The organism is Streptomyces sp. NBC_00414 (genome assembly GCF_036038375.1).
Classification (GTDB): Bacteria; Actinomycetota; Actinomycetes; order Streptomycetales; family Streptomycetaceae; genus Streptomyces.
In genome coordinates, this window is the sequence record NZ_CP107935.1 from 4,989,373 (window position 1) to 5,007,563 (window position 18,191).

18 protein-coding genes are annotated in these 18,191 nt (G+C 70.3%); 12 read left to right on the plus strand and 6 right to left on the minus strand.

Translation table 11 applies throughout. From position 1 onward, the window contains the following. The first annotated feature begins 140 nt into the window (after window positions 1-140). From OHS59_RS21515 to OHS59_RS21545, 7 genes are all read left to right on the plus strand, one after another. Complete coding sequence (locus OHS59_RS21515) at window positions 141-530, plus strand: GntR family transcriptional regulator (protein ID WP_328495050.1); 390 nt, start codon at window positions 141-143, stop codon at window positions 528-530. Beyond that, the gene (locus OHS59_RS21520) at window positions 527-1,492 is read left to right on the plus strand and encodes an ABC transporter ATP-binding protein (protein ID WP_328495051.1); all 966 of its coding nucleotides are present in this window, start codon (window positions 527-529) and stop codon (window positions 1,490-1,492) included. The genes OHS59_RS21515 and OHS59_RS21520 overlap by 4 nt, the downstream gene beginning before the upstream one ends. Beyond that, the gene (locus OHS59_RS21525; RefSeq protein WP_328495052.1) at window positions 1,489-2,502 is read left to right on the plus strand and encodes an ABC transporter permease; all 1,014 of its coding nucleotides are present in this window, start codon (window positions 1,489-1,491) and stop codon (window positions 2,500-2,502) included. The genes OHS59_RS21520 and OHS59_RS21525 overlap by 4 nt, the downstream gene beginning before the upstream one ends. Then, entirely contained in the window at window positions 2,499-3,284 is a 786-nt protein-coding gene (locus OHS59_RS21530) for a hypothetical protein (protein ID WP_328495053.1), read from the plus strand. Before OHS59_RS21525 ends, OHS59_RS21530 begins: the two co-directional genes overlap by 4 nt. A 401-nt stretch (window positions 3,285-3,685) precedes the next feature. Then, a complete protein-coding gene (locus OHS59_RS21535) occupies window positions 3,686-5,917 on the plus strand; it encodes an RNA degradosome polyphosphate kinase (RefSeq protein ID WP_328495054.1) in 2,232 nt (743 codons plus the stop codon). Then, window positions 5,898-6,956 carry a CHAD domain-containing protein gene (locus OHS59_RS21540; protein WP_328495055.1) on the plus strand — a complete coding sequence of 353 codons (1,059 nt, stop codon included), beginning with the start codon at window positions 5,898-5,900 and terminating at the stop codon, window positions 6,954-6,956. Before OHS59_RS21535 ends, OHS59_RS21540 begins: the two co-directional genes overlap by 20 nt. A 22-nt stretch (window positions 6,957-6,978) precedes the next feature. After that, window positions 6,979-7,413 carry an NUDIX hydrolase gene (locus OHS59_RS21545; protein ID WP_443061477.1) on the plus strand — a complete coding sequence of 145 codons (435 nt, stop codon included), beginning with the start codon at window positions 6,979-6,981 and terminating at the stop codon, window positions 7,411-7,413. Between the two features lie 122 nt (window positions 7,414-7,535). Here the strand turns inward: OHS59_RS21545 and OHS59_RS21550 are convergent, their stop codons facing one another. Further along, window positions 7,536-7,721, minus strand: coding sequence for a hypothetical protein (locus OHS59_RS21550; protein WP_443061478.1), 186 nt, complete (start codon window positions 7,719-7,721; stop codon window positions 7,536-7,538). Window positions 7,722-7,843: 122 nt separating this feature from the next. Between OHS59_RS21550 and OHS59_RS21555 the strand changes: the two genes are divergently transcribed. Beyond that, window positions 7,844-8,683 carry a hypothetical protein gene (locus OHS59_RS21555; protein WP_328495058.1) on the plus strand — a complete coding sequence of 280 codons (840 nt, stop codon included), beginning with the start codon at window positions 7,844-7,846 and terminating at the stop codon, window positions 8,681-8,683. A gap of 132 nt (window positions 8,684-8,815) precedes the next feature. Next, entirely contained in the window at window positions 8,816-9,010 is a 195-nt protein-coding gene (locus tag OHS59_RS21560) for a hypothetical protein (RefSeq protein WP_328495059.1), read from the plus strand. Window positions 9,011-9,182: 172 nt separating this feature from the next. Here the strand turns inward: OHS59_RS21560 and OHS59_RS21565 are convergent, their stop codons facing one another. Further along, entirely contained in the window at window positions 9,183-9,563 is a 381-nt protein-coding gene (locus tag OHS59_RS21565) for a metal-sensitive transcriptional regulator (RefSeq protein WP_328495060.1), read from the minus strand. A 203-nt stretch (window positions 9,564-9,766) separates the two neighbouring features. Between OHS59_RS21565 and OHS59_RS21570 the strand changes: the two genes are divergently transcribed. Next, on the plus strand, window positions 9,767-10,387 hold the full coding sequence (locus OHS59_RS21570) for a DUF47 domain-containing protein (RefSeq protein WP_107015224.1): 621 nt from the start codon (window positions 9,767-9,769) through the stop codon (window positions 10,385-10,387). 7 nt (window positions 10,388-10,394) lie between these two features. Further along, entirely contained in the window at window positions 10,395-11,393 is a 999-nt protein-coding gene (locus tag OHS59_RS21575; protein ID WP_328495061.1) for an inorganic phosphate transporter, read from the plus strand. A gap of 294 nt (window positions 11,394-11,687) precedes the next feature. Here the strand turns inward: OHS59_RS21575 and pstB are convergent, their stop codons facing one another. The 4 genes from pstB to pstS all read right to left on the minus strand — a co-directional run bounded on the left by pstB (window position 11,688) and on the right by pstS (window position 15,818). Further along, complete coding sequence (gene pstB / locus OHS59_RS21580) at window positions 11,688-12,464, minus strand: phosphate ABC transporter ATP-binding protein PstB (protein WP_328495062.1); 777 nt, start codon at window positions 12,462-12,464, stop codon at window positions 11,688-11,690. 50 nt (window positions 12,465-12,514) lie between these two features. Beyond that, window positions 12,515-13,576: a phosphate ABC transporter permease PstA gene (gene pstA / locus OHS59_RS21585; protein ID WP_328495063.1), complete on the minus strand. Its 1,062-nt coding sequence runs from the start codon at window positions 13,574-13,576 to the stop codon at window positions 12,515-12,517. Then, the gene (gene pstC, locus OHS59_RS21590) at window positions 13,573-14,580 is read right to left on the minus strand and encodes a phosphate ABC transporter permease subunit PstC (protein WP_328495064.1); all 1,008 of its coding nucleotides are present in this window, start codon (window positions 14,578-14,580) and stop codon (window positions 13,573-13,575) included. Before pstC ends, pstA begins: the two co-directional genes overlap by 4 nt. 107 nt (window positions 14,581-14,687) lie before the next feature. Beyond that, a complete protein-coding gene (gene pstS, locus OHS59_RS21595) occupies window positions 14,688-15,818 on the minus strand; it encodes a phosphate ABC transporter substrate-binding protein PstS (protein ID WP_328499299.1) in 1,131 nt (376 codons plus the stop codon). A 448-nt stretch (window positions 15,819-16,266) separates the two neighbouring features. On the opposite strand from pstS, the gene OHS59_RS21600 reads away from it, so the two are divergent. Beyond that, a complete protein-coding gene (locus OHS59_RS21600) occupies window positions 16,267-17,844 on the plus strand; it encodes an FAD-binding oxidoreductase (RefSeq protein ID WP_328495065.1) in 1,578 nt (525 codons plus the stop codon). Window positions 17,845-18,191 lie beyond the last annotated feature (347 nt).

Consider the following 18,191-nt stretch of genomic DNA (forward strand, 5'->3'; position numbering starts at 1 on the left):
CATCGCACGAGCCCCACGGATCGGTTCACGCATCGGCCCGCACATCCTGGAAAAGTTTCCGGAACCCCGGATTCACCTTGACACGCACCCGGCCCTGCACCACCCTTTCACTACTCAATTAGTGAAAGGGTGGTTGTCGCGTGGTCGAGTACCGCATCGACCGGCGCAGTGGTGTCGCCACGTACGTCCAGATCGTCCAGCAGACGAAGCGGGCACTGCGTCTGGGCGTCCTCGAACCCGGCGACAAGCTCCCCACGGCCCGTGAGGTCGTGGAGGCCACCGCGATCAATCCGAACACCGTCCTCAAGGCCTACCGCGAGCTGGAACGCGAGGGCCTGGTCGAGGCCAGACGCGGCCTCGGCACCTTCGTGCGGCGCTCCCTGGGCTCCGCACCCGCCGACCACACCGCCCTGCGCTCGAAGCTCACGGCCTGGCTGGACGAGGCACGCGGAGAAGGTCTGGAGCGCGAGGACATCACCGCGCTCTTCACCGCCGTACTGGACGAGAAGTGCCCTGAGGGGGAGCGATGAACAGGGACGACGAAGGGACCGCGCTGGAAGCGGTCGGGCTGGGAAAGCAGTACCGGCGCAGGCGCGGCCCCGTACTGCGGGACTGTTCCTTCCGCCTGCCCACGGGCCGGATATGCGCCCTGGTCGGGCCCAACGGCACGGGCAAGTCGACCCTCCTCGCGCTGGCCGCGGGCCTGATACGCCCCACCGAGGGCACGGTGAAGATCCTCGGCACCACTCCCGCCCGGGCCCGCGAACGCTTCGCCTACGTCGCCCAGGCCAAGCCGCTGCCGCCCCAGCTCACGGTCGCCGCCACCCTGCGCCTCGGCGCCGAACTGAACCGCGCCCGCTGGGACCGGACGGCCGCGGAACGCATCGCGTACGGACCGGTGCACGGGGACACGTCCGGGCAGGCCGCACCGGGCCGGGACCCGGACGCGCTCCGCGAGGGCGCCCTACGCCCCGGCGACCGGATCCGCTCGCTCTCCGGCGGCCAGCGCACCCGCGTCGCCCTCGCCCTGGCCTTCGGCAAACGGCCCGAACTGATGCTGCTGGACGAGCCGATGGCCGACCTCGACCCACTGGCCCGGCGCGAACTCCTCGGCGCACTGCTGGGCGAGGCCGCCGAACGCGGCACGACCATCGTGATGTCCTCGCACGTCGTCGCCGAACTGGAGGGCGTCTGCGACCACCTGCTGCTGATGGGCGGCGGCCGGATCAGGCTCGGCGGCGAGCCCGAGCGGCTGCTCGCCGCGCACACCCTGCTCACCGGCCCGGCGCGCGACCTCTCGGGCCACACCGTCGTCGAGTCGCACTCCACGGGCCGCCAGCTCACCGCGCTGGTCCGGCGGCCGGGCGGCCCGGACAGCCCGCCGACCGACGGCTGGGAGACCGCCGCGCCCTCCCTGGAGGAGCTGCTCCTGGCCCACCTGCGCAACCCCGAGGCCCCGGACCTGTTCACCGAGGAGGACACGCGCCCGTGACGACTCTCCTCACCCCCGGGCGTCCGGCCCCCGCCCCAGGGACCGGCCTCGGGCTCGCCCGGTCGATCCTGCGGCTGCACCGGGCGGCCCTGTGGTGCTGGCTGCCGCTGGTGACGGCCCTCGCGGCGGCGATGCTGTGGGCGTACGGACCGGGCGTCCAGGCAGCCACCGCGGACGTCCGCGAACAGTGCCGGACGAACGTCGACGAGGGCTGCTACTTCCCCTCCGGCCCCTGGCTGAGCGGCTACAGCACGACCGTCGCGCTCACCACCCTCGTCGTCTCCTTCCTCCCCCTCCTGATCGCCGCCTGGGCGGGCGCGGCCCTCATCGGCCGCGAGCTGGAGAACGGCACCGCGCACCTCGCCTGGACCCAGTCCGTCTCCCCGGCCCGCTGGCTCGCCGCGAAACTCGCCGTCCCGGCGCTGTTCGTCACCGCGGGCACGGCCCTGCTGATCCCGCTGCACCGCCTGATGTGGAACAGCGGCGCCGAACTGCTCTGGACGGAATGGTTCGACGCGTACGACTTCCGCTCCAACGGCACCGTCGCCCTCGCGTACGCCCTCTGCGGCCTGGCCGTCGGCGTTCTCGCGGGCCTGCTCCTCGGCCGCGCGCTGCCCGCCCTGGGCGTCGCCTGCGCCGTCACGTTCGCCATCACCCAGTCGGGCGATCGGTACCGGCCGAGCATGTGGCCCACGGTCACGGTCTCCGGCACCGAGGCGCTGGAGCTGCCGGACAGGGCCCTCCAGCTCGACCGCGGCGTGATCACCGACGAGGGCGCCCGCATGGGCAACAACATGGCCTGCGCCGACACCGGCAGCGCGGCCGAACTGCGCAGCTGCCTGGCCCACAGCGGCCTCGACGAGATCTGGGCCACCTACCACCCGCGGTCCCACTTCTGGCCCCTGCAGCTCGTCGAGACCGGGATCGTCCTCGCCGTCGCCGCCCTCGCGGTCACCGCCGCGTTCGTCCTGCTCAACCGTCGTACCGCTGCCGCCGGAGCCGCCGTATGAAAACCGCGCCGTCGTTGAATACCGGACTGCCATGGGCCGTACTGCGGCTGCACCGCGCGGCGCTGACCGTGTGGGGCGCCTTCCTGCTGGCCGCCGTCGGCACGCTGGTCTGGGAGACCGGGATCACCGCTGACTCCGTACGGGAAGGGATGTTCACGTGCGCACGGCCCGACGGCCGCTGCCGGGTCGAGGCCCTGGTCAGCTTCGGCGGGGGGATCAGCTGGGCCTCCACCCTCGTCTACTACAGCTTCTTCGCCGTGGCCGCGTTCGCCGGCGGCGCGCTGACCGGGCGGGAGCTGGAGGCCGGCACCGCCCAGCTGGCCTGGACCCAGTCGGTCTCGCCGACGCGCTGGCTGGCCGCCAAGCTCGCGGTGCCCGCGCTGCTGCTGGTGGCCGGCGGCACGGTGTTCGTCCTCGTGTTCCGCTGGGCCTGGGCGGCCAACCGGGACCTGATGGGCGACGACTGGACCTTCAACGACGTGTTCGCCGCGCGGGGGCCCGCGCTGGTGGCGTACGGGCTGTGCGGGCTGGGGGTGGGCGCGCTCGCCGGGGTCGTGGTGCGGCGGGCGCTGCCCGCGCCGGCCGTCTCCTGCGGGGTGATGTACCTGGTCAACCACAACCTTGAGGTGCATCGGGAGGACCTCTGGCCGATGGGCGGGAGCGCCGTCCATCCCGAGTCCCACTACTGGCCGATGCATCTTGTGGAGACGGGGATCGTGCTCGGGGTTGCCGGTCTGGCCACCGGGGCCGCCTTCTTGGTGCTGCGCCGCCGTACGGCCTGAGATACGGGTGCCTACGGGTGCCTGAGGTGCGGATGCCTGTGCGGGGCCGCTGTGGCCGGCCGCGCGCACGCGGCGGAGCCGCACATGTCACGGCCCCGCGCCCCCGAAGGCGCCCCTGACCGGGCGCGGGCCCTTCCGGACGGCGCGGGTCGACACGTGGGGCAGCCATGTCGACGTCGGGGAGCCTCCCCCCGATATCCCGCACGTCATGTCTCCGTAACCAGTGATTCAGACAGGCTTGCGACCCTCTGGCAATGAACCCCGCCCCGCCCGAGCCCTCGCCTCCGCCGGAGCGCGAGCCCTCCCGCAAGAGGGAGAACGGGAGCCCGCACCTCCGCGCGGCGCTCCCGCCCGCTCTCTCCGACGCGCCTGTTTCCGGCCGGGCACGGAAGAATGGGTTCATGAGCCAGCCCAATGCCCAGGCACAGGTCCAGCACCCGCAGCCGTCCGTCGGCTCCATAGCCGCCCACCGCCCGCACACCGTGGCGGCGAACGTCTCCGACCTGGAGCCCGACCTCGACGCCGACCTCGACGAGTACGAGGATCTGGTGCAGGACGGTGTCCAGCTTCCGCAGGGCCGGTTCCTCGACCGGGAGCGCAGCTGGCTCGCGTTCAACGAACGGGTCCTCGAACTCGCCGAGGATCCCAACACGCCCCTCCTCGAACGGGCGAAATTCCTGGCCATCTTCGCCAGCAACCTGGACGAGTTCTTCATGGTCCGGGTGGCCGGTCTGAAGCGGCGCATCGCCACCGGCGTGGCCACCCGCTCCGCCTCGGGCCTCCAGCCCCGTGAGGTGCTGGAGATGATCTGGGCCCGCTCGCGCGAACTCATGGCCCGGCACGCCGCCTGTTACCAGGAGGACGTGGCGCCCCAGCTCGCGGAGGAGGGCATCCACCTCGTCCGCTGGAGCGAACTGTCCGAGAAGGAGCAGGCGCGCCTCTTCACGCTCTTCCGCCACCAGATCTTCCCGGTCCTGACACCCCTCGCGGTCGACCCGGCGCACCCCTTCCCGTACATCTCGGGTCTGTCCCTGAACCTCGCGGTCGTCGTGCGGAACCCGGTCTCCGGCCACCGCCACTTCGCGCGCGTCAAGGTCCCGCCGCTGCTCTCCCGCTTCCTGGAGGCCTCCCCGAACCGCTTCGTCCCCATCGAGGACGTCATCGCGGCCCATCTGGAGGAGCTCTTCCCCGGCATGGAGGTCCTGGAGCACCACACGTTCCGCCTCACCAGGAACGAGGACCTGGAGGTCGAGGAGGACGACGCCGAGAACCTGCTCCAGGCCCTGGAGAAGGAGCTCATGCGGCGCCGCTTCGGCCCGCCGGTGCGCCTGGAGGTCGAGGAGTCCATCGACCGGTACGTCCTGGACCTGCTGGTGAGAGAGCTGAAGATCTCCGAGGCGGAGGTCTATCCGCTGCCGGGTCCCCTGGACCTCACCGGCCTCTTCGGCATCGGCGCCCTCGACCGGCCCGAGCTGAAGTTCCCGAAGTTCATCGCGGGCACCCACCGCGACCTCGCCGAGGTCGAGTCGGCGTCCGCGCCCGACATCTTCGCCGCCCTGCGCGAACGCGACGTCCTGCTGCACCACCCGTACGACTCCTTCTCCACCTCCGTCCAGGCGTTCCTGGAGCAGGCGGCGGCGGACCCGGACGTGCTGGCCATCAAGCAGACCCTGTACCGCACCTCGGGCGACTCCCCCATCGTCGACGCCCTCATCGACGCCGCCGAGGCAGGCAAGCAGGTCCTCGTCCTCGTCGAGATCAAGGCGCGCTTCGACGAGCAGGCCAACATCAAGTGGGCCCGCAAACTGGAGGAGTCGGGCTGCCACGTGGTCTACGGCCTCGTCGGCCTCAAGACCCACTGCAAGCTGTCGCTCGTGGTGCGCCAGGAGGGCGACACCCTGCGCCGCTACAGCCACGTCGGCACCGGCAACTACCACCCGAAGACCGCCCGGCTGTACGAGGACCTGGGACTCCTGACCGCCGACCCGCAGGTCGGCGCGGACCTCTCCGACCTCTTCAACCGGCTCTCCGGCTACTCCCGCCGCGAGACGTACCGCCGCCTCCTCGTCGCGCCCAAGTCCCTGCGCGACGGCCTGATAGCGCGCGTCAACAAGGAGGTCCAGCACCACCGTGCCGGACGTCCCGCCCACGTCCGTATCAAGGTCAACTCGATGGTGGACGAGGCGCTCATCGACTCGCTCTACCGCGCCTCCCAGGCAGGTGTGCCGGTCGACATCTGGGTGCGCGGCATCTGCGCGGTGCGGCCGGGCGTCACGGGCCTGTCCGAGAACATCCGCGTACGGTCCATACTCGGCCGCTTCCTCGAACACTCCCGGGTCTTCGGCTTCGGCAACGGAGGCGAGCCCGAGGTGTGGATAGGCAGCGCCGACATGATGCACCGCAACCTCGACCGGCGTATCGAAGCGCTGGTCAGGATCACCGACCCGGCCCACCGGGCGGCCCTCAGCAGGCTGTTCGAGACCGGCATGTCCGACACCACCTCCTCCTGGCACCTCGGCCCCGACGGCGAATGGACCCGGCACGCGACCGACGCCGAGGGCCAGCCACTGCGCAACGTCCAGGAGATGCTCATAGACGCCCGGAGGCGCCGGCGTGGCACAGCAACACCTTGACCCGACGGCCGGACCCGTGGCCGGGGACGCCCTCGCGGCGTACCTCCGGGCCCAGGCCACGGAGTTCCTCCGCGCGCTGCGCCAGCACCGGGAGACCGGCGGCGCGGCGGGTGGGGGTCCCCCCGCGCGAGCGCAGTCGAGCGTGGGGGAGAACGGCTCGAAGGAGGCCGTGGACGCGGCGCGCGCCCTGCGCCGCTCGGCCCGCCGCATCAGCGGCACCCTGCACACGTTCCGGCCACTGCTCGACGAGGGCTGGTCGGAGGGCATGCGCCCCGAACTGGCCTGGCTCTCGGGCACCCTGGCCCGCGAACACGCGTACGGGGCCCGGCTCGATCGGCTGCTCGCGGCGCTGCACCGGCTCTCGGGCTCGGCGGCCTTCCCCACCCAGGCCTCCTCCGAGGTGCGGCCGGAGAAGGGCCAGCTGACCGTCGGCGCGGCCAAGGCCGGTGCCCTCCTGGAGCGCCAGCTGACCCTCGCCCGCACCCGCGCCCACTCGGCCGCGCTCCAGGCCCTGGGCTCCAGCCGCTTCCACGCCGTCGCCGACAACGTCGCCGTACTGGCCAGCGAGGTCCCGCTGACCGCGGGCGCGGCCGCCACGGGGCTGGGGCCCATGGCCGCGACCGCGGAGGACCGCCTCTGCGACGCCGTCACCGGGCTCCCCCTGGTCACCGCGGGCCACCCCTACAACTCGGAGGCCCTCGTCCACGGCCTCTCCGCCGACACCGCGCCGCAGCCCCAGGACGCCCCCTGGCACCAGGTACGCCTTCTGCTGCGCCTGCACCGCTACGCGCGCGAGGTCCTGTTCGGCGACGAAGTCCTCGTGGACGTCCGCCTGTTGAACGCCGGCCAGGCCCTGGACCGGCACCGCGACGCGGCGGAGGCGGCCGCGGCGGCGGCCTCGGCGGCCCGCACCCCACGGATCGCCCCGGCGACGGCGTACGCGCTCGGCGTGCTCCACGCCGACCAGCGGCACGAAGTGGAAGCGGCCAGATTCGCGTTTCAGCGGGCCTGGCTGAGGGAGACGGTCGGCACTCCGTGACCGACGGAGGTCACCACTCGCGATGGGAGGCCCAGTGCACACGACGAACCCGGACCCCGTTCTCGCGGCGGGCTGCGTACTGTGGCGCCGCTCACCGGCCGACGGCGAACTGCGGATCTGCCTGGTCCACCGGCCGAAGTACGACGACTGGTCGCACCCGAAGGGCAAGCTGAAGTCCGGCGAGGACACGCTCGCCGCGGCTCTGCGCGAGGTCGAGGAGGAGACCGGGCACCGGTGTGCGCCGGGGCCGCGCCTGGCGACGCTCCACTACGTGGCCAACGACCGGCCCAAGCGGGTGAGTTACTGGGCCGCCGAGGCGACGGAGGGGCGCTTCGTGCCCAACCGCGAGGTGGATCGGGTGCTGTGGCTCACGCCGGCGGCGGCCCGTACGCGGGTCACGCAGCCGCGGGACCGGGAGCTGGTGGATGAGCTGCTGGCGGTCCTCCGGCACGTGTAGCACGCATGCGGGTTGCAGCCGCGTGCGGCTGGTAGGGGTGGGGGTGGGGGTGTCGGCGCGTGTTCGACTGCGGGTGCGTCGGGGCTGGGCGCGCGGTTCCCCGCGCCCCTGAAGGGCGCGTCTCAGCGGGCCTCGGGCGGGAAGGTCCGGATGTGGTTCTCGGCGTCCGTGCGGGCCAGGCTGCGGGCTCTGCGGGCCGGACCGCTCCAGCCGCAGGTGCATCGCGCCAGGCAGAACGGACCCCGCTCGATCGTCGTCGTCCGGTGTTCCAGGGGAGTGATCTCTTCCTGTTGCGCCACGCGCCCCACCGTACCGATGCTTGGTAAACGCTTCCCCATGCCCGGGACCTGCGTGACAACACCTCCCACCCGTCGTTAAGCGGAACGACAGGCAGCCCGCCCAAGGACGTCCCGGCTGGGGGTAGCAGGCGATGGTGGAGCGGCAGCGGAAACGTAAGGACCGAGCGGTCGCGCTGGCCGCCGCGGCGACGGGGCTTTTGCTCTGCGCCACGGGCTGCTCGGGCGGCGGCGCCGCCTCCGACGACGCCCGGGCCGCCGAGGACCCGGTCGAGGTGCTCCACGGAGCGGCCGGGAACCTGGTCCGCGCCGGCACCTCCAAGGCGCGTACGTCCATGGAGATGGCCGCCGGCGGCACCCGCGTGACCATCCGCGGCGAGGGCGTCTACGACTTCGCGGGCCAGATGGGCCGGCTGAAGGTGCTCCTCCCGCAGGACCCGGCCGGCGACGACGGCCACCGCCCGATCACCGAGCTGCTCGCACCGGGCGCGCTCTACATGAAGAACCGCGGCGCGGGCGTGCCCGCCGACAAGTGGGTGCGCGTCGACACGGCCACGCTGTCCGACGGGAACCTGGTCACGGGCGGCGCGACCGACCCGTTCGCCGCCGCCGAGCTGCTGCGGGGCGCGCGGAAGGTGACGTACGTGGGCAGGACGTCGGTGGCGGGCACGGCCGTCCGGCACTACCGGGGCACCGCCGATCTCACGGTGGCCGCGCGCGACGCCTCGGCGGGCAACCGGGCGGCGCTGCGGGCGGCGGCGAAGGGCTTCGCCACGGCGAAGGTCCCCTTCGACGTCTACCTCGACGACCAGGGACGCCTCCGCAAGGTCCGCCACCGGTTCAGTTTCGTGAACGGGCAGCAGAAGGACACGGTCGCGGTGTCCTCCACCACGCTGCTCTACGACTTCGGGGCCGCCGTCGACGTACACCTGCCGAAGAAGAAGGACATCTTCGCCGGGCGGATCGCGGAGTGACGGAACGGCGGCGGAAGGGCGGCGGGACGGTGAAAGGCCTGAACGCGCGGGGCCGGAAATGGTCCGTTGGTGCCATGCGCTGTCCGTGGGCCGCTCCCTACTCTAGGAAGTCGGTGACGGCAGGAAGAGGTGATGTACGTGGCTCCGGCGCGCGGTACGGCAGTTCAGGACCACGTGGCCCTCGCCGAGATCGAGCTGTGCGGCGACCTGATCATCGCGGCCTCGGCCGCCCATGAGGACCGGCTCAGCCCCGACCGCATCGACGAGGTCCTGAAAGTGACCGAAGAACGCTCCCCCGACAACCAGGCCAAACCCCCCACCCCATAAGGGGCAGGCCCATAAGGAGCGCGGGGAACGGCGCAGTCTTTGGCTTCGAGGGGCGCGGGGAACGGCGCAGTCCTGTCGCTTTCAGGGGCGCGGGGAACGGCGCAATCCTGTCGCTTTCAGGAGCGCGGGGAACGGCGCAGTCTTTCACCGACCCCACCCCGCCCGGCAGGGCTCACGTGCGCAACAACCGGGCAATCGCCTTCGTCGCCTCCTCCACCTTCGCATCGATCTCGGCCCCGCCCTTGACCGCCGCGTCGGCGACACAGTGCCGCAGGTGCTCCTCCAGAAGCTGCAGGGCGAAGGACTGCAGCGCCTTCGTGGAGGCGGAGACCTGCGTGAGTATGTCGATGCAGTAGACGTCCTCGTCGACCATCCGCTGCAGGCCACGGACCTGCCCCTCGATCCGCCGCAGCCGCTTGAGGTGCTCGTCCTTCTGCTTGTGGTACCCGTGGATCCCGCGATCGTGATCCGTCACGATCGCCGCGGCACCAGCCTCCCCGGTGTCCCCGGTCTCCCCGGAGGGCGCCGTGGCGCCGGCCTCGGTGGTCGTCATCGCGTCCTCCTGCTGACTGATACCCCTACCGGGTATATCGTAACGAACTTTGCCGGGTATGGGGCCCTTGGCCAACGCCCTCGTGGGACCCCGTGCTGATCACTGTGCCCGATGGGCGACACTGGGGGGCGGCCGGTTAGCCGTGGCCGGATGATGCGCCTAGCATCAGCCTGACCGACACCGAAGCAATCCGAGGACCCCACGTGCGCTTTCGTCTGACCCCCAGGGAGACGAGCTTCTACGACATGTTTGCCGCGTCCGCGGACAACATCGTCACGGGCTCCAAGCTCCTGATGGAACTGCTCGGGGCGGACTCGTCCGGCCGAGCCGAGATCGCAGAGCGTATGCGGGCCGCGGAACACGCCGGTGACGACGCCACGCACGCGATCTTCCACCAGCTGAACTCCTCGTTCATCACGCCGTTCGACCGCGAGGACATCTACAACCTCGCTTCGTCCCTCGACGACATCATGGACTTCATGGAGGAGGCCGTCGACCTGGTCGTCCTCTACAACGTGGAGGAACTGCCCAAGGGCGTCGAGCAGCAGATCGAGGTACTGGCACGGGCGGCGGAGCTCACCGCCGAGGCGATGCCGAACCTGCGCACGATGGACAACCTCACCGAGTACTGGATCGAGGTCAACCGCCTGGAGAACCAGGCCGACCAGATCCACCGCAAGCTGCTGGCGATGCTCTTCAACGGCAAGTACGAGGCCATCGAAGTGCTGAAGCTCAAGCAGATCGTGGACGTCCTCGAAGAGGCCGCCGACGCGTTCGAGCACGTGGCCAACACGGTGGAGACCATCGCGGTCAAGGAGTCCTGACCCCTTCATGGACACCTTCGCTTTGATCGTGACCATCGGTGTCGCGCTCGGATTCACCTATACCAACGGCTTCCACGACTCCGCCAACGCCATCGCCACCTCCGTGTCCACACGCGCGCTCACGCCGCGTGCGGCACTGGCGATGGCCGCGGTGATGAACCTCGCCGGCGCCTTCATGGGCAGCGGGGTAGCCAAGACAGTCAGTGAAGGCCTGATCGAGACACCGCACGGCAACAGGGGCATGTGGATCCTGTTCGCCGCGCTGGTGGGCGCGATCGTGTGGAACCTCGTCACCTGGTACTTCGGCCTGCCGTCCTCCTCCTCCCACGCGCTGTTCGGCGGCATGGTGGGCGCGGCGCTCGCGGGCGGCATCGACGTCATCTGGTCCGGCGTCCTGGAGAAGGTCGTCATCCCGATGTTCATCTCCCCGGTCGTCGGCCTGGTCGCCGGCTATCTGGTGATGTGCGCGATCATGTGGCTCTTCCGCAGCTCCAACCCGCACAAGGCGAAGCGCGGTTTCCGTATCGCGCAGACCGTGTCCGCGGCCGGCATGGCTCTCGGCCACGGCCTCCAGGACGCCCAGAAGACCATGGGCATCGTGGTGATGGCCCTGGTCATCTCGGACGTCGAGGAAGCGGGCGACCCGATTCCGGTCTGGGTCAAGATCGCTTGCGCGGTGATGCTGTCGCTGGGCACCTACGCCGGTGGCTGGCGCATCATGCGCACCCTGGGGCGGAAGATCATCGAGCTCGATCCTCCGCAGGGGTTCGCCGCGGAGACGACCGGCGCGTCGATCATGTTCTCCACCGCGTTCATCTTCCACGCGCCCATCTCCACGACGCACGTCATCACGTCCGCGATCATGGGTGTGGGGGCCACGAAGCGGGTGAAGGCGGTCCGCTGGGGTGTCGCCAAGAACATCATCCTCGGCTGGTTCATCACGATGCCGGCGGCTGCGCTGGTCGCGGCGACCAGCTTCTGGCTCGTGAACGTGGCCTTCCTCTGAGCCTCGTTTCCCATCCCTGGGCCTGCGCCCCAGCCCCCCTTTCGCGCTGACGCGCTCGTCCTCAAACGCCGGACGGGCTGAAAGTTCCGCGGCCGAGCTGCGATCTCTCAGCCCGTCCGGCGTTTGAGGACCGGGGGTTCGGGGGCGGAGCCCCTGAGGCAGTGACGGGCGCAAACAAGCCAACGGGCCCACCCCCCGGAGAACCGGGAGGCGGGCCCTATCGGTCCCCGCGGTGGCACCGCCATGCAGCACCGCGAGGGGTCCAGAAGACGTACGAACCGAAAGAGCGTCGGCTCAGCCGAAACGCCCCGAGATGTAGTCCTCGGTGGCCTGCACGGACGGATTCGAGAAGATCCGCTCGGTGTCGTCGATCTCGATGAGCTTCCCGGGCTGCCCGACCGCGGACAGGTTGAAGAAGGCGGTCCGGTCGGACACACGGGCGGCCTGCTGCATGTTGTGCGTCACGATGACGATCGTGAAGCGCTCCTTCAGCTCCCCGATCAGGTCCTCGATGGCCAGCGTCGAGATCGGGTCGAGCGCCGAGCAGGGCTCGTCCATGAGCAGAACCTTCGGCTCCACCGCGATCGCCCGCGCGATGCACAGCCGCTGCTGCTGGCCACCGGACAGCCCGGAACCCGGCTTGTTCAGCCGGTCCTTGACCTCGTTCCAGAGGTTCGCGCCCTTGAGCGACTTCTCGACGACATCGCTCAGCTCGGACTTCTTGTAGCTGCCGTTGAGCCGCAGGCCCGCCGCCACGTTGTCGAAGACCGACATCGTGGGGAAGGGGTTCGGACGCTGGAAGACCATGCCGACCTCGCGCCGCACCGCCACCGGGTCGACCCCGGCGCCGTACAGGTTCTCGTCGTCGAGCATGACCTTGCCCTCGACGCGGCCGCCCGGTGTCACCTCGTGCATCCGGTTGAGGGTGCGCAGGAACGTGGACTTGCCGCAGCCGGAGGGGCCGATGAAGGCCGTCACCGAACGGGGCTCGACCGTCATCGAGATGTCCTCGATGGCTCGGAACGAGCTGTAGTAGGCACTGAGGCCGCTGATGTCGATTCGCTTGGCCATGGGGATCACTGCTTCTTTCGGGAAGGACTGCTGGTCGCTGGGTGGCCGCGTCAGCGACCGGTCTTGGGGGCCTTCCAGCGGGCGATGCCGCGGGCCGCCAGGTTCAGGATCATCACGAACGCGATCAGCGTGAGCGCCGCCGCCCAGGCCCGGTCGTACGCCGCACCGGAGCCGCCGCTGTTCGCGTACTGCTGGTAGATGTACATCGGGAGCGAGGCCTGCGGGCCCTCGAAGGGGTCCGTGTTGATGAAGGTCGAGCCCCACACCAGCAGCAGCACCGGAGCGGTCTCACCCGTGATGCGGGCGATCGCGAGCATCACACCGGTGGTGATACCGCCGATGGACGTCGGCAGGACCACCTTCATGATCGTGCGCCACTTCGGCACGCCCAGCGCCAGCGAGGCCTCGCGCAGCTCGTTCGGTACGAGCTTGAGCATCTCCTCGGTGGAGCGGACGACCACGGGAAGCATCAGGATGGTCAGGGCCATCGATCCGGCGAACCCGGAGTAGCCCATGTCCAGGATGATGATCCAGAAGCTGAGGACGAACAGGCCCGCGACGATCGACGGGATACCCGTCATGACGTCGACGAAGAACGTGACGGCCTTGGCCAGCTTGCCGCGCCCGTACTCCACGAGGTAGACGGCGGTCAGGATGCCGATCGGCACGGAGATCACGGTGGCGATGCCGACCTGCTCAAGCGTGCCGAGGATCGCGTGGTAGATACCACCGCCGGGCTCGGTGTCGGTGACCAGGCCCATCGAGTGGGTGAGGAAGTAGCCGTCGAGGACCTTCACACCGCGCTTGATGGTCTCCCACATGAGCGAGACCAGCGGGACGACGGCGAAGATGAACGCGACCCAGACCAGGCTGGTCGCCACCCGGTCCTTGGCCTGCCGGCGGCCCTCGACGCGCGCGGCGATGCCGTACGAGCCGGCCACGAAGAAGATCGCGGCCATCAGACCCCACTGGACACTGCTGTGCAGCCCGGCCGCGGCGCTGATGCCGAGGCCCAGGGCGATCGAGCCGACGGCGATCGCGTACGGGCTCCACTTGGGCAGCCGCGCGCCCTGCAGGGAGCTGGGACGCTCGTCGTTCACGGTCTGGCTCATGCGTTGGCCCCCGAGTACTCCGCGCGGCGGGCGATGATGAGGCGGGCCGCGCCGTTGACCAGCAGGGTGATGACGAACAGCACCAGACCGGAGGCGATCAGCGCGTCCCGGCCCATCTCACTGGCCTCACTGAACTTGCTGGCGATGTTCTGGGCGAAGGTGCCGCCGCCCGGGTCGAGCAGACTGGCGTTGATCTCGAAACTCGGGGAGAGGACCGTGGCCACGGCCATCGTCTCGCCGAGCGCGCGCCCGAGGCCGAGCATCGAGGCGGAGATGACACCGGAGCGGCCGAAGGGCAGCACCGACATGCGGATGACCTCCCAGCGCGTGGCGCCGAGGGCCAGCGCGGCTTCCTGGTGCATCAGCGGAGCCTGCCGGAAGACCTCGCGGCTCACGTTGGTGATGATCGGCAGGATCATGATCGCGAGCAGGATGCCCACGGTGAACAGCGAGCGCGGCGCGCCGCCCTGCCAGTCGAGGATGCCGGTCCAGCCGAAGTAGTCGTCCAGCCAGCCGTAGAGGCCGCTCATGTGCGGTACGAGGACGAGGGCGCCCCACAGGCCGTACACGATGGACGGCACGGCGGCGAGCAGGTCGATCACGTAGGCGATGGTGCCGCCCAGCCTGCGCGGGGCGTAGTGCGTGATGAACAGGGCGATGCCGACCGCGATCGGGACCGCGATGACCATCGCGATGATCGACGAGATGACCGTGCCGTAGACCAGGACCGCGATGCCGAAGCTCGGCGGGACGGCCGTCGGGTTCCACTCGAAGGTCGTGAGGAAGTTGCTCTCGTCCTTGCTGATCGCGAGCACGGAGCGGTACGAGAGGAAGACCGCGATGGCGGCCATGATCACGAGCAGGAAGATGCCCGAGCCGCGGGACAGACCGAGGAAGACTCGGTCGCCGGGCCGGGTGGCGCCGCGGGCCGCGCGCTTCTGCTCGGCGTCGGAGGGTGGGGAGAGAGGGGGAGGTGCTTCAGAGTTCTTGGTGGATATATCCATGAGGTTCTCCGGTCTGCGGGACCACACGCTGCGTGCGGCCCCAGGCGGCGGTGCACCGGACGGCGCGCGGTCCGGCCCCGGATCGGGGACCGGACCGCGCGCTCAGGTCAGCTCAGGCTCGCGACGGTCGTACGGACCTTGGCGATGATCTCTTCGGGGATCGGGGCGTAGTCGTTCTCGGCCAGGATCTTCTGGCCGTCCTCGCTGGCGATGTAGGTGAGGAACGCCTTGGTGGCGGCGAGGGTGTCCGCCTTGTTGCCCTTGTCGCAGACGATCTCGTACGTGACCAGGGTGATCGGGTAGGCGCCGTCGGCCTTGGTCGCGCGGTTCAGTTCGAGCGCGAGGTCCTTGCCCGTGCCGACGACCTTGGCGTCCGCGATGGCCGTGGTGGCGTTCTCGACGGTGGCCTCGACGGGTTCACTGGCGCCTGTGTTCAGCTTGGCCGCGGCGATGCCGTCCTTGGCGTACGACAGCTCCATGTAGCTGATGGCGCCGGAGGTCTGCTTGACCTGCTGGGCGACACCGGAGGAGCCGGACGCGGACTGGCCGCCCTTGGCCTGCCAGGCCTTGCCGCCCTCGTACTTCCACTTGGCGGGCGCGGCGGCGATCAGGTACTTGGTGAAGTTGTCCGTGGTGCCGGACTCGTCCGAGCGGTGGAACGCCTGGATCTTGAGGTTGGGCAGCGTGGCGTCCGGGTTCAGCTTCTTGATCGCCGCGTCGTTCCAGTTGGTGATCTTGCTGTCGAAGATCCCCGCGAGGGTCGTCGCGTCCAGGACCAGGTCCTCGACACCCGGGACGTTGTAGCCCACCGCGATCGGGCCGCCGACCATCGGCAGGTCGATGCCCTGGCCGCCCTTGCAGACCTCCTTGGAGGCGGTGACCTCTTCGGGCTTCAGCGCGGAGTCGGAACCGGCGAAGGCGACCTGGCCCTGGGTGAACGCGGTGACACCGGCGCCCGAACCCTCGGACTTGTAGTTGATCTGGACGTCCTTGCAGGCGGTCACGAACTGCTTGACCCAGGCGTCGATCGCGTTCTTCTGCGCCGAGGAGCCGTTGGCGAGGAGCTGGCCCTTGGCGTCGTCACACTTGATGGAGCTGCTGGCGGCGGTCGTGCCGCCGTCACTGCCGGAGCCGCCGCCGGTGTCGTCGGAGCCGCACGCCGTCAGCGCCAGGGCGCCGGAGACGGCGACAGCACCGAGGGAAAGGGCGCGAAGCCGGTTCTTGCGCTGAAGCTTCACTTTCGTGAGTTCCTTCCAGAAGCCACCGTTGCCGGCAGCGTGCGATGTCATGGAGCCTGCTGTTCATCGACCGGTACAGGCGCTCGCTTCCGTCCGCACCACGCACCGGGTAAGGCCGAAATTAGGCAGAACAGGTGAAGCCGCCGATGGCCGTGAGTGAACGCAGGGTGAACCCCTGCCGTCAGTGCGGTGAGGTCACGGAACGCTCACGGGGAGAACACGTGCGGGTCCCGGCTACCGGAAGCCCTTCCTTCGGTACTCCGACCCGATTCCGGCCCGTCTCTGCCCCGCTCACTCCCTCCTGGCCGGAACCCGCCGCCGCCCCTCCACACCCCTCACCCTCCCTGTACGCCCTCCCTTTACATCCTCATGGGATTGCCGGATGCGGCCTGTGGAACCCGCCGGGCGGTTGACCCGTCTCGTACAACGGGAGCACCGGGAGGCGCACATGCAACGGCGGACGTTCATAGGCGGCGCCGCCGCGGTCACGGTGACGGCGGCGTCGGCGTGCAGCGGCAAGGGATCGGGATCGCAGTCGGCCGCATCGACGCGCACGTCCGGCAGGACGACCGGGACGACCTCGGCCACCGCACCCTCCTCGACGGCCGAGGGCACCCCGGCCGCCGACCTGCGGGCACTGGCCAAGGACCTGGACGGCCCCCTGGTCCGCCCCGGCGACTCCGACTGGGCGGCGGCCCGCCAGCTCTACAACACCCGCTTCGACTCCCTGAAGCCCACGGCGGTCGCGTACGTGGCCGGCCCCGACGACATCCGTACGGCACTCGCGTACGCCCACGCCCACGGCGTCCGCGTCTCGATCCGCAACGGCGGCCATTCGTACGCCGGCTGGTCGTCCGGGAACGGCCGGCTGATCGTCGACGTGTCGAAGCTGTCCCGAATACGGGCGTCCGGCGACGAGGCGGTGATCGGCGCGGGCGCGAAACTGATCGACGTCTACCGCGCGCTCGCCGCGAAGGGCGTGACGATCCCGGCGGGCTCCTGCCCGACGGTGGGCATCTCGGGCCTGACGCTGGGCGGCGGCCACGGGGTGGTGTCGAGGGCGTACGGGCTGACGTGCGACAGCCTCACGCAGGCGACCCTGATCACGGCGGACGGCAAGCAGCTCACCGCGAGCGCGACCGAGAACAAGGACCTGTTCTGGGCGCTGCGCGGCGCGGGCAACGGCAACTTCGGCGTCGTCACGGAACTCCGCTTCAAGACGCACCCGGCTCCGCAGGGCGTCTCGGCGAACATGTCCTGGCCGTGGTCGAAGGCGGCGGCGGTCCTGACGGCCTGGCAGGAGTGGGGCCCCGACCAGCCGGACGAGATCTGGTCGTCGGCCCACGTCGAGAACGCAGCCGGCGGCACTCCCACCATCTCCGTCTCGGCGTTCTCCCTCGGCACGTACGGCGAACTCCAGAACGCCGTGGACCGCCTGGCCGACCGGATCGGCGCCTCCGCCCGCAGCGTCTCGCTCAGGCGCCGTTCCTACGAGGAGTCGATGGAGGTGTACGCGGGCTGCTCGTCCTTCTCGGCCGACGCCCAGTGCCACCTCCCGGGCCCGACACCGGGCCGCTCGCCCCAGGGAGCGCTGAACCGCGAGACGTACGCGGGCCGCTCGGACTTCTTCGACCGCTCGATCTCGGCGGCGGGCATACAGACGCTGCTGTCGCGGATGTCCGGGGTACGCGGCGGCACGGGCAGCATCGCGCTCACCGCCCTGGGCGGCGCGATCAACCGCGTCGACCCCACGGCGACGGCCTTCGTCCACCGCCGCTCGCGCATGCTGGCCCAGTACATCGCGGCCTGGCGCCCCGGCACGTCCGGCAGCACCTCGGAGTCCTGGCTGACGGCCACTCACACGGCGATGCGCCCCCACGCTTCGGGAGCGGCCTACCAGAACTACACGGACCCCACCCTCACCAACTGGCGCAAGGCGTACTACGGCCCAGCAGCATCCCGCCTGAAGACCCTGAAAACCCAGTACGACCCAAAGGACTTTTTCAACTACCCCCAGTCCCTCTAGCCCCCACAGAACCGCGGAGACCTACGCAGCCTTCGCCCCAGGGGCGCGGAGAACGGCGCAGCCTTCACCTCCAGGGGCGCGGGGAACGGCGCAGTCTTTTGCCTTCAGGGGCGCGGGGAACGGCGCAATCTTTTGCCTTCAGGGGCGCGGGGAACGGCGCAATCTTTTGCTTTTAGGGGCGCGGGGAACGGCGCAATCGTTTCGTCTTGAGGGGCGAGGGGAACGGCGCGACCAGGCCTCACGCCCCCACCCACCCGCACCGACCCACGGGCCGGTCCTCCAGGGGCGCGGGGAACGGCGCAATCCTTTGCCTTCAGGGGCGCGGGGAACGGCGCGACCAGCCACAA

Excerpts from the sequence above, each read along its gene's own strand:
- OHS59_RS21520 (WP_328495051.1), top strand. The coding sequence starts at position 527 with ATGAACAGGGACGACGAAGGGACCGCGCTGGAAGCGGTCGGGCTGGGA.
- OHS59_RS21530 (WP_328495053.1), top strand. The coding sequence starts at position 2,499 with ATGAAAACCGCGCCGTCGTTGAATACCGGACTGCCATGGGCCGTACTG.
- OHS59_RS21535 (WP_328495054.1), top strand. The coding sequence starts at position 3,686 with ATGAGCCAGCCCAATGCCCAGGCACAGGTCCAGCACCCGCAGCCGTCC.
- OHS59_RS21545 (WP_443061477.1), top strand. The coding sequence starts at position 6,979 with ATGGGAGGCCCAGTGCACACGACGAACCCGGACCCCGTTCTCGCGGCG.
- OHS59_RS21555 (WP_328495058.1), top strand. The coding sequence starts at position 7,844 with ATGGTGGAGCGGCAGCGGAAACGTAAGGACCGAGCGGTCGCGCTGGCC.
- OHS59_RS21560 (WP_328495059.1), top strand. The coding sequence starts at position 8,816 with ATGTACGTGGCTCCGGCGCGCGGTACGGCAGTTCAGGACCACGTGGCC.
- OHS59_RS21565 (WP_328495060.1), bottom strand. The coding sequence starts at position 9,563 with ATGACGACCACCGAGGCCGGCGCCACGGCGCCCTCCGGGGAGACCGGG.
- OHS59_RS21575 (WP_328495061.1), top strand. The coding sequence starts at position 10,395 with ATGGACACCTTCGCTTTGATCGTGACCATCGGTGTCGCGCTCGGATTC.
- pstB (WP_328495062.1), bottom strand. The coding sequence starts at position 12,464 with ATGGCCAAGCGAATCGACATCAGCGGCCTCAGTGCCTACTACAGCTCG.
- pstA (WP_328495063.1), bottom strand. The coding sequence starts at position 13,576 with ATGAGCCAGACCGTGAACGACGAGCGTCCCAGCTCCCTGCAGGGCGCG.
- pstC (WP_328495064.1), bottom strand. The coding sequence starts at position 14,580 with ATGGATATATCCACCAAGAACTCTGAAGCACCTCCCCCTCTCTCCCCA.
- OHS59_RS21600 (WP_328495065.1), top strand. The coding sequence starts at position 16,267 with ATGCAACGGCGGACGTTCATAGGCGGCGCCGCCGCGGTCACGGTGACG.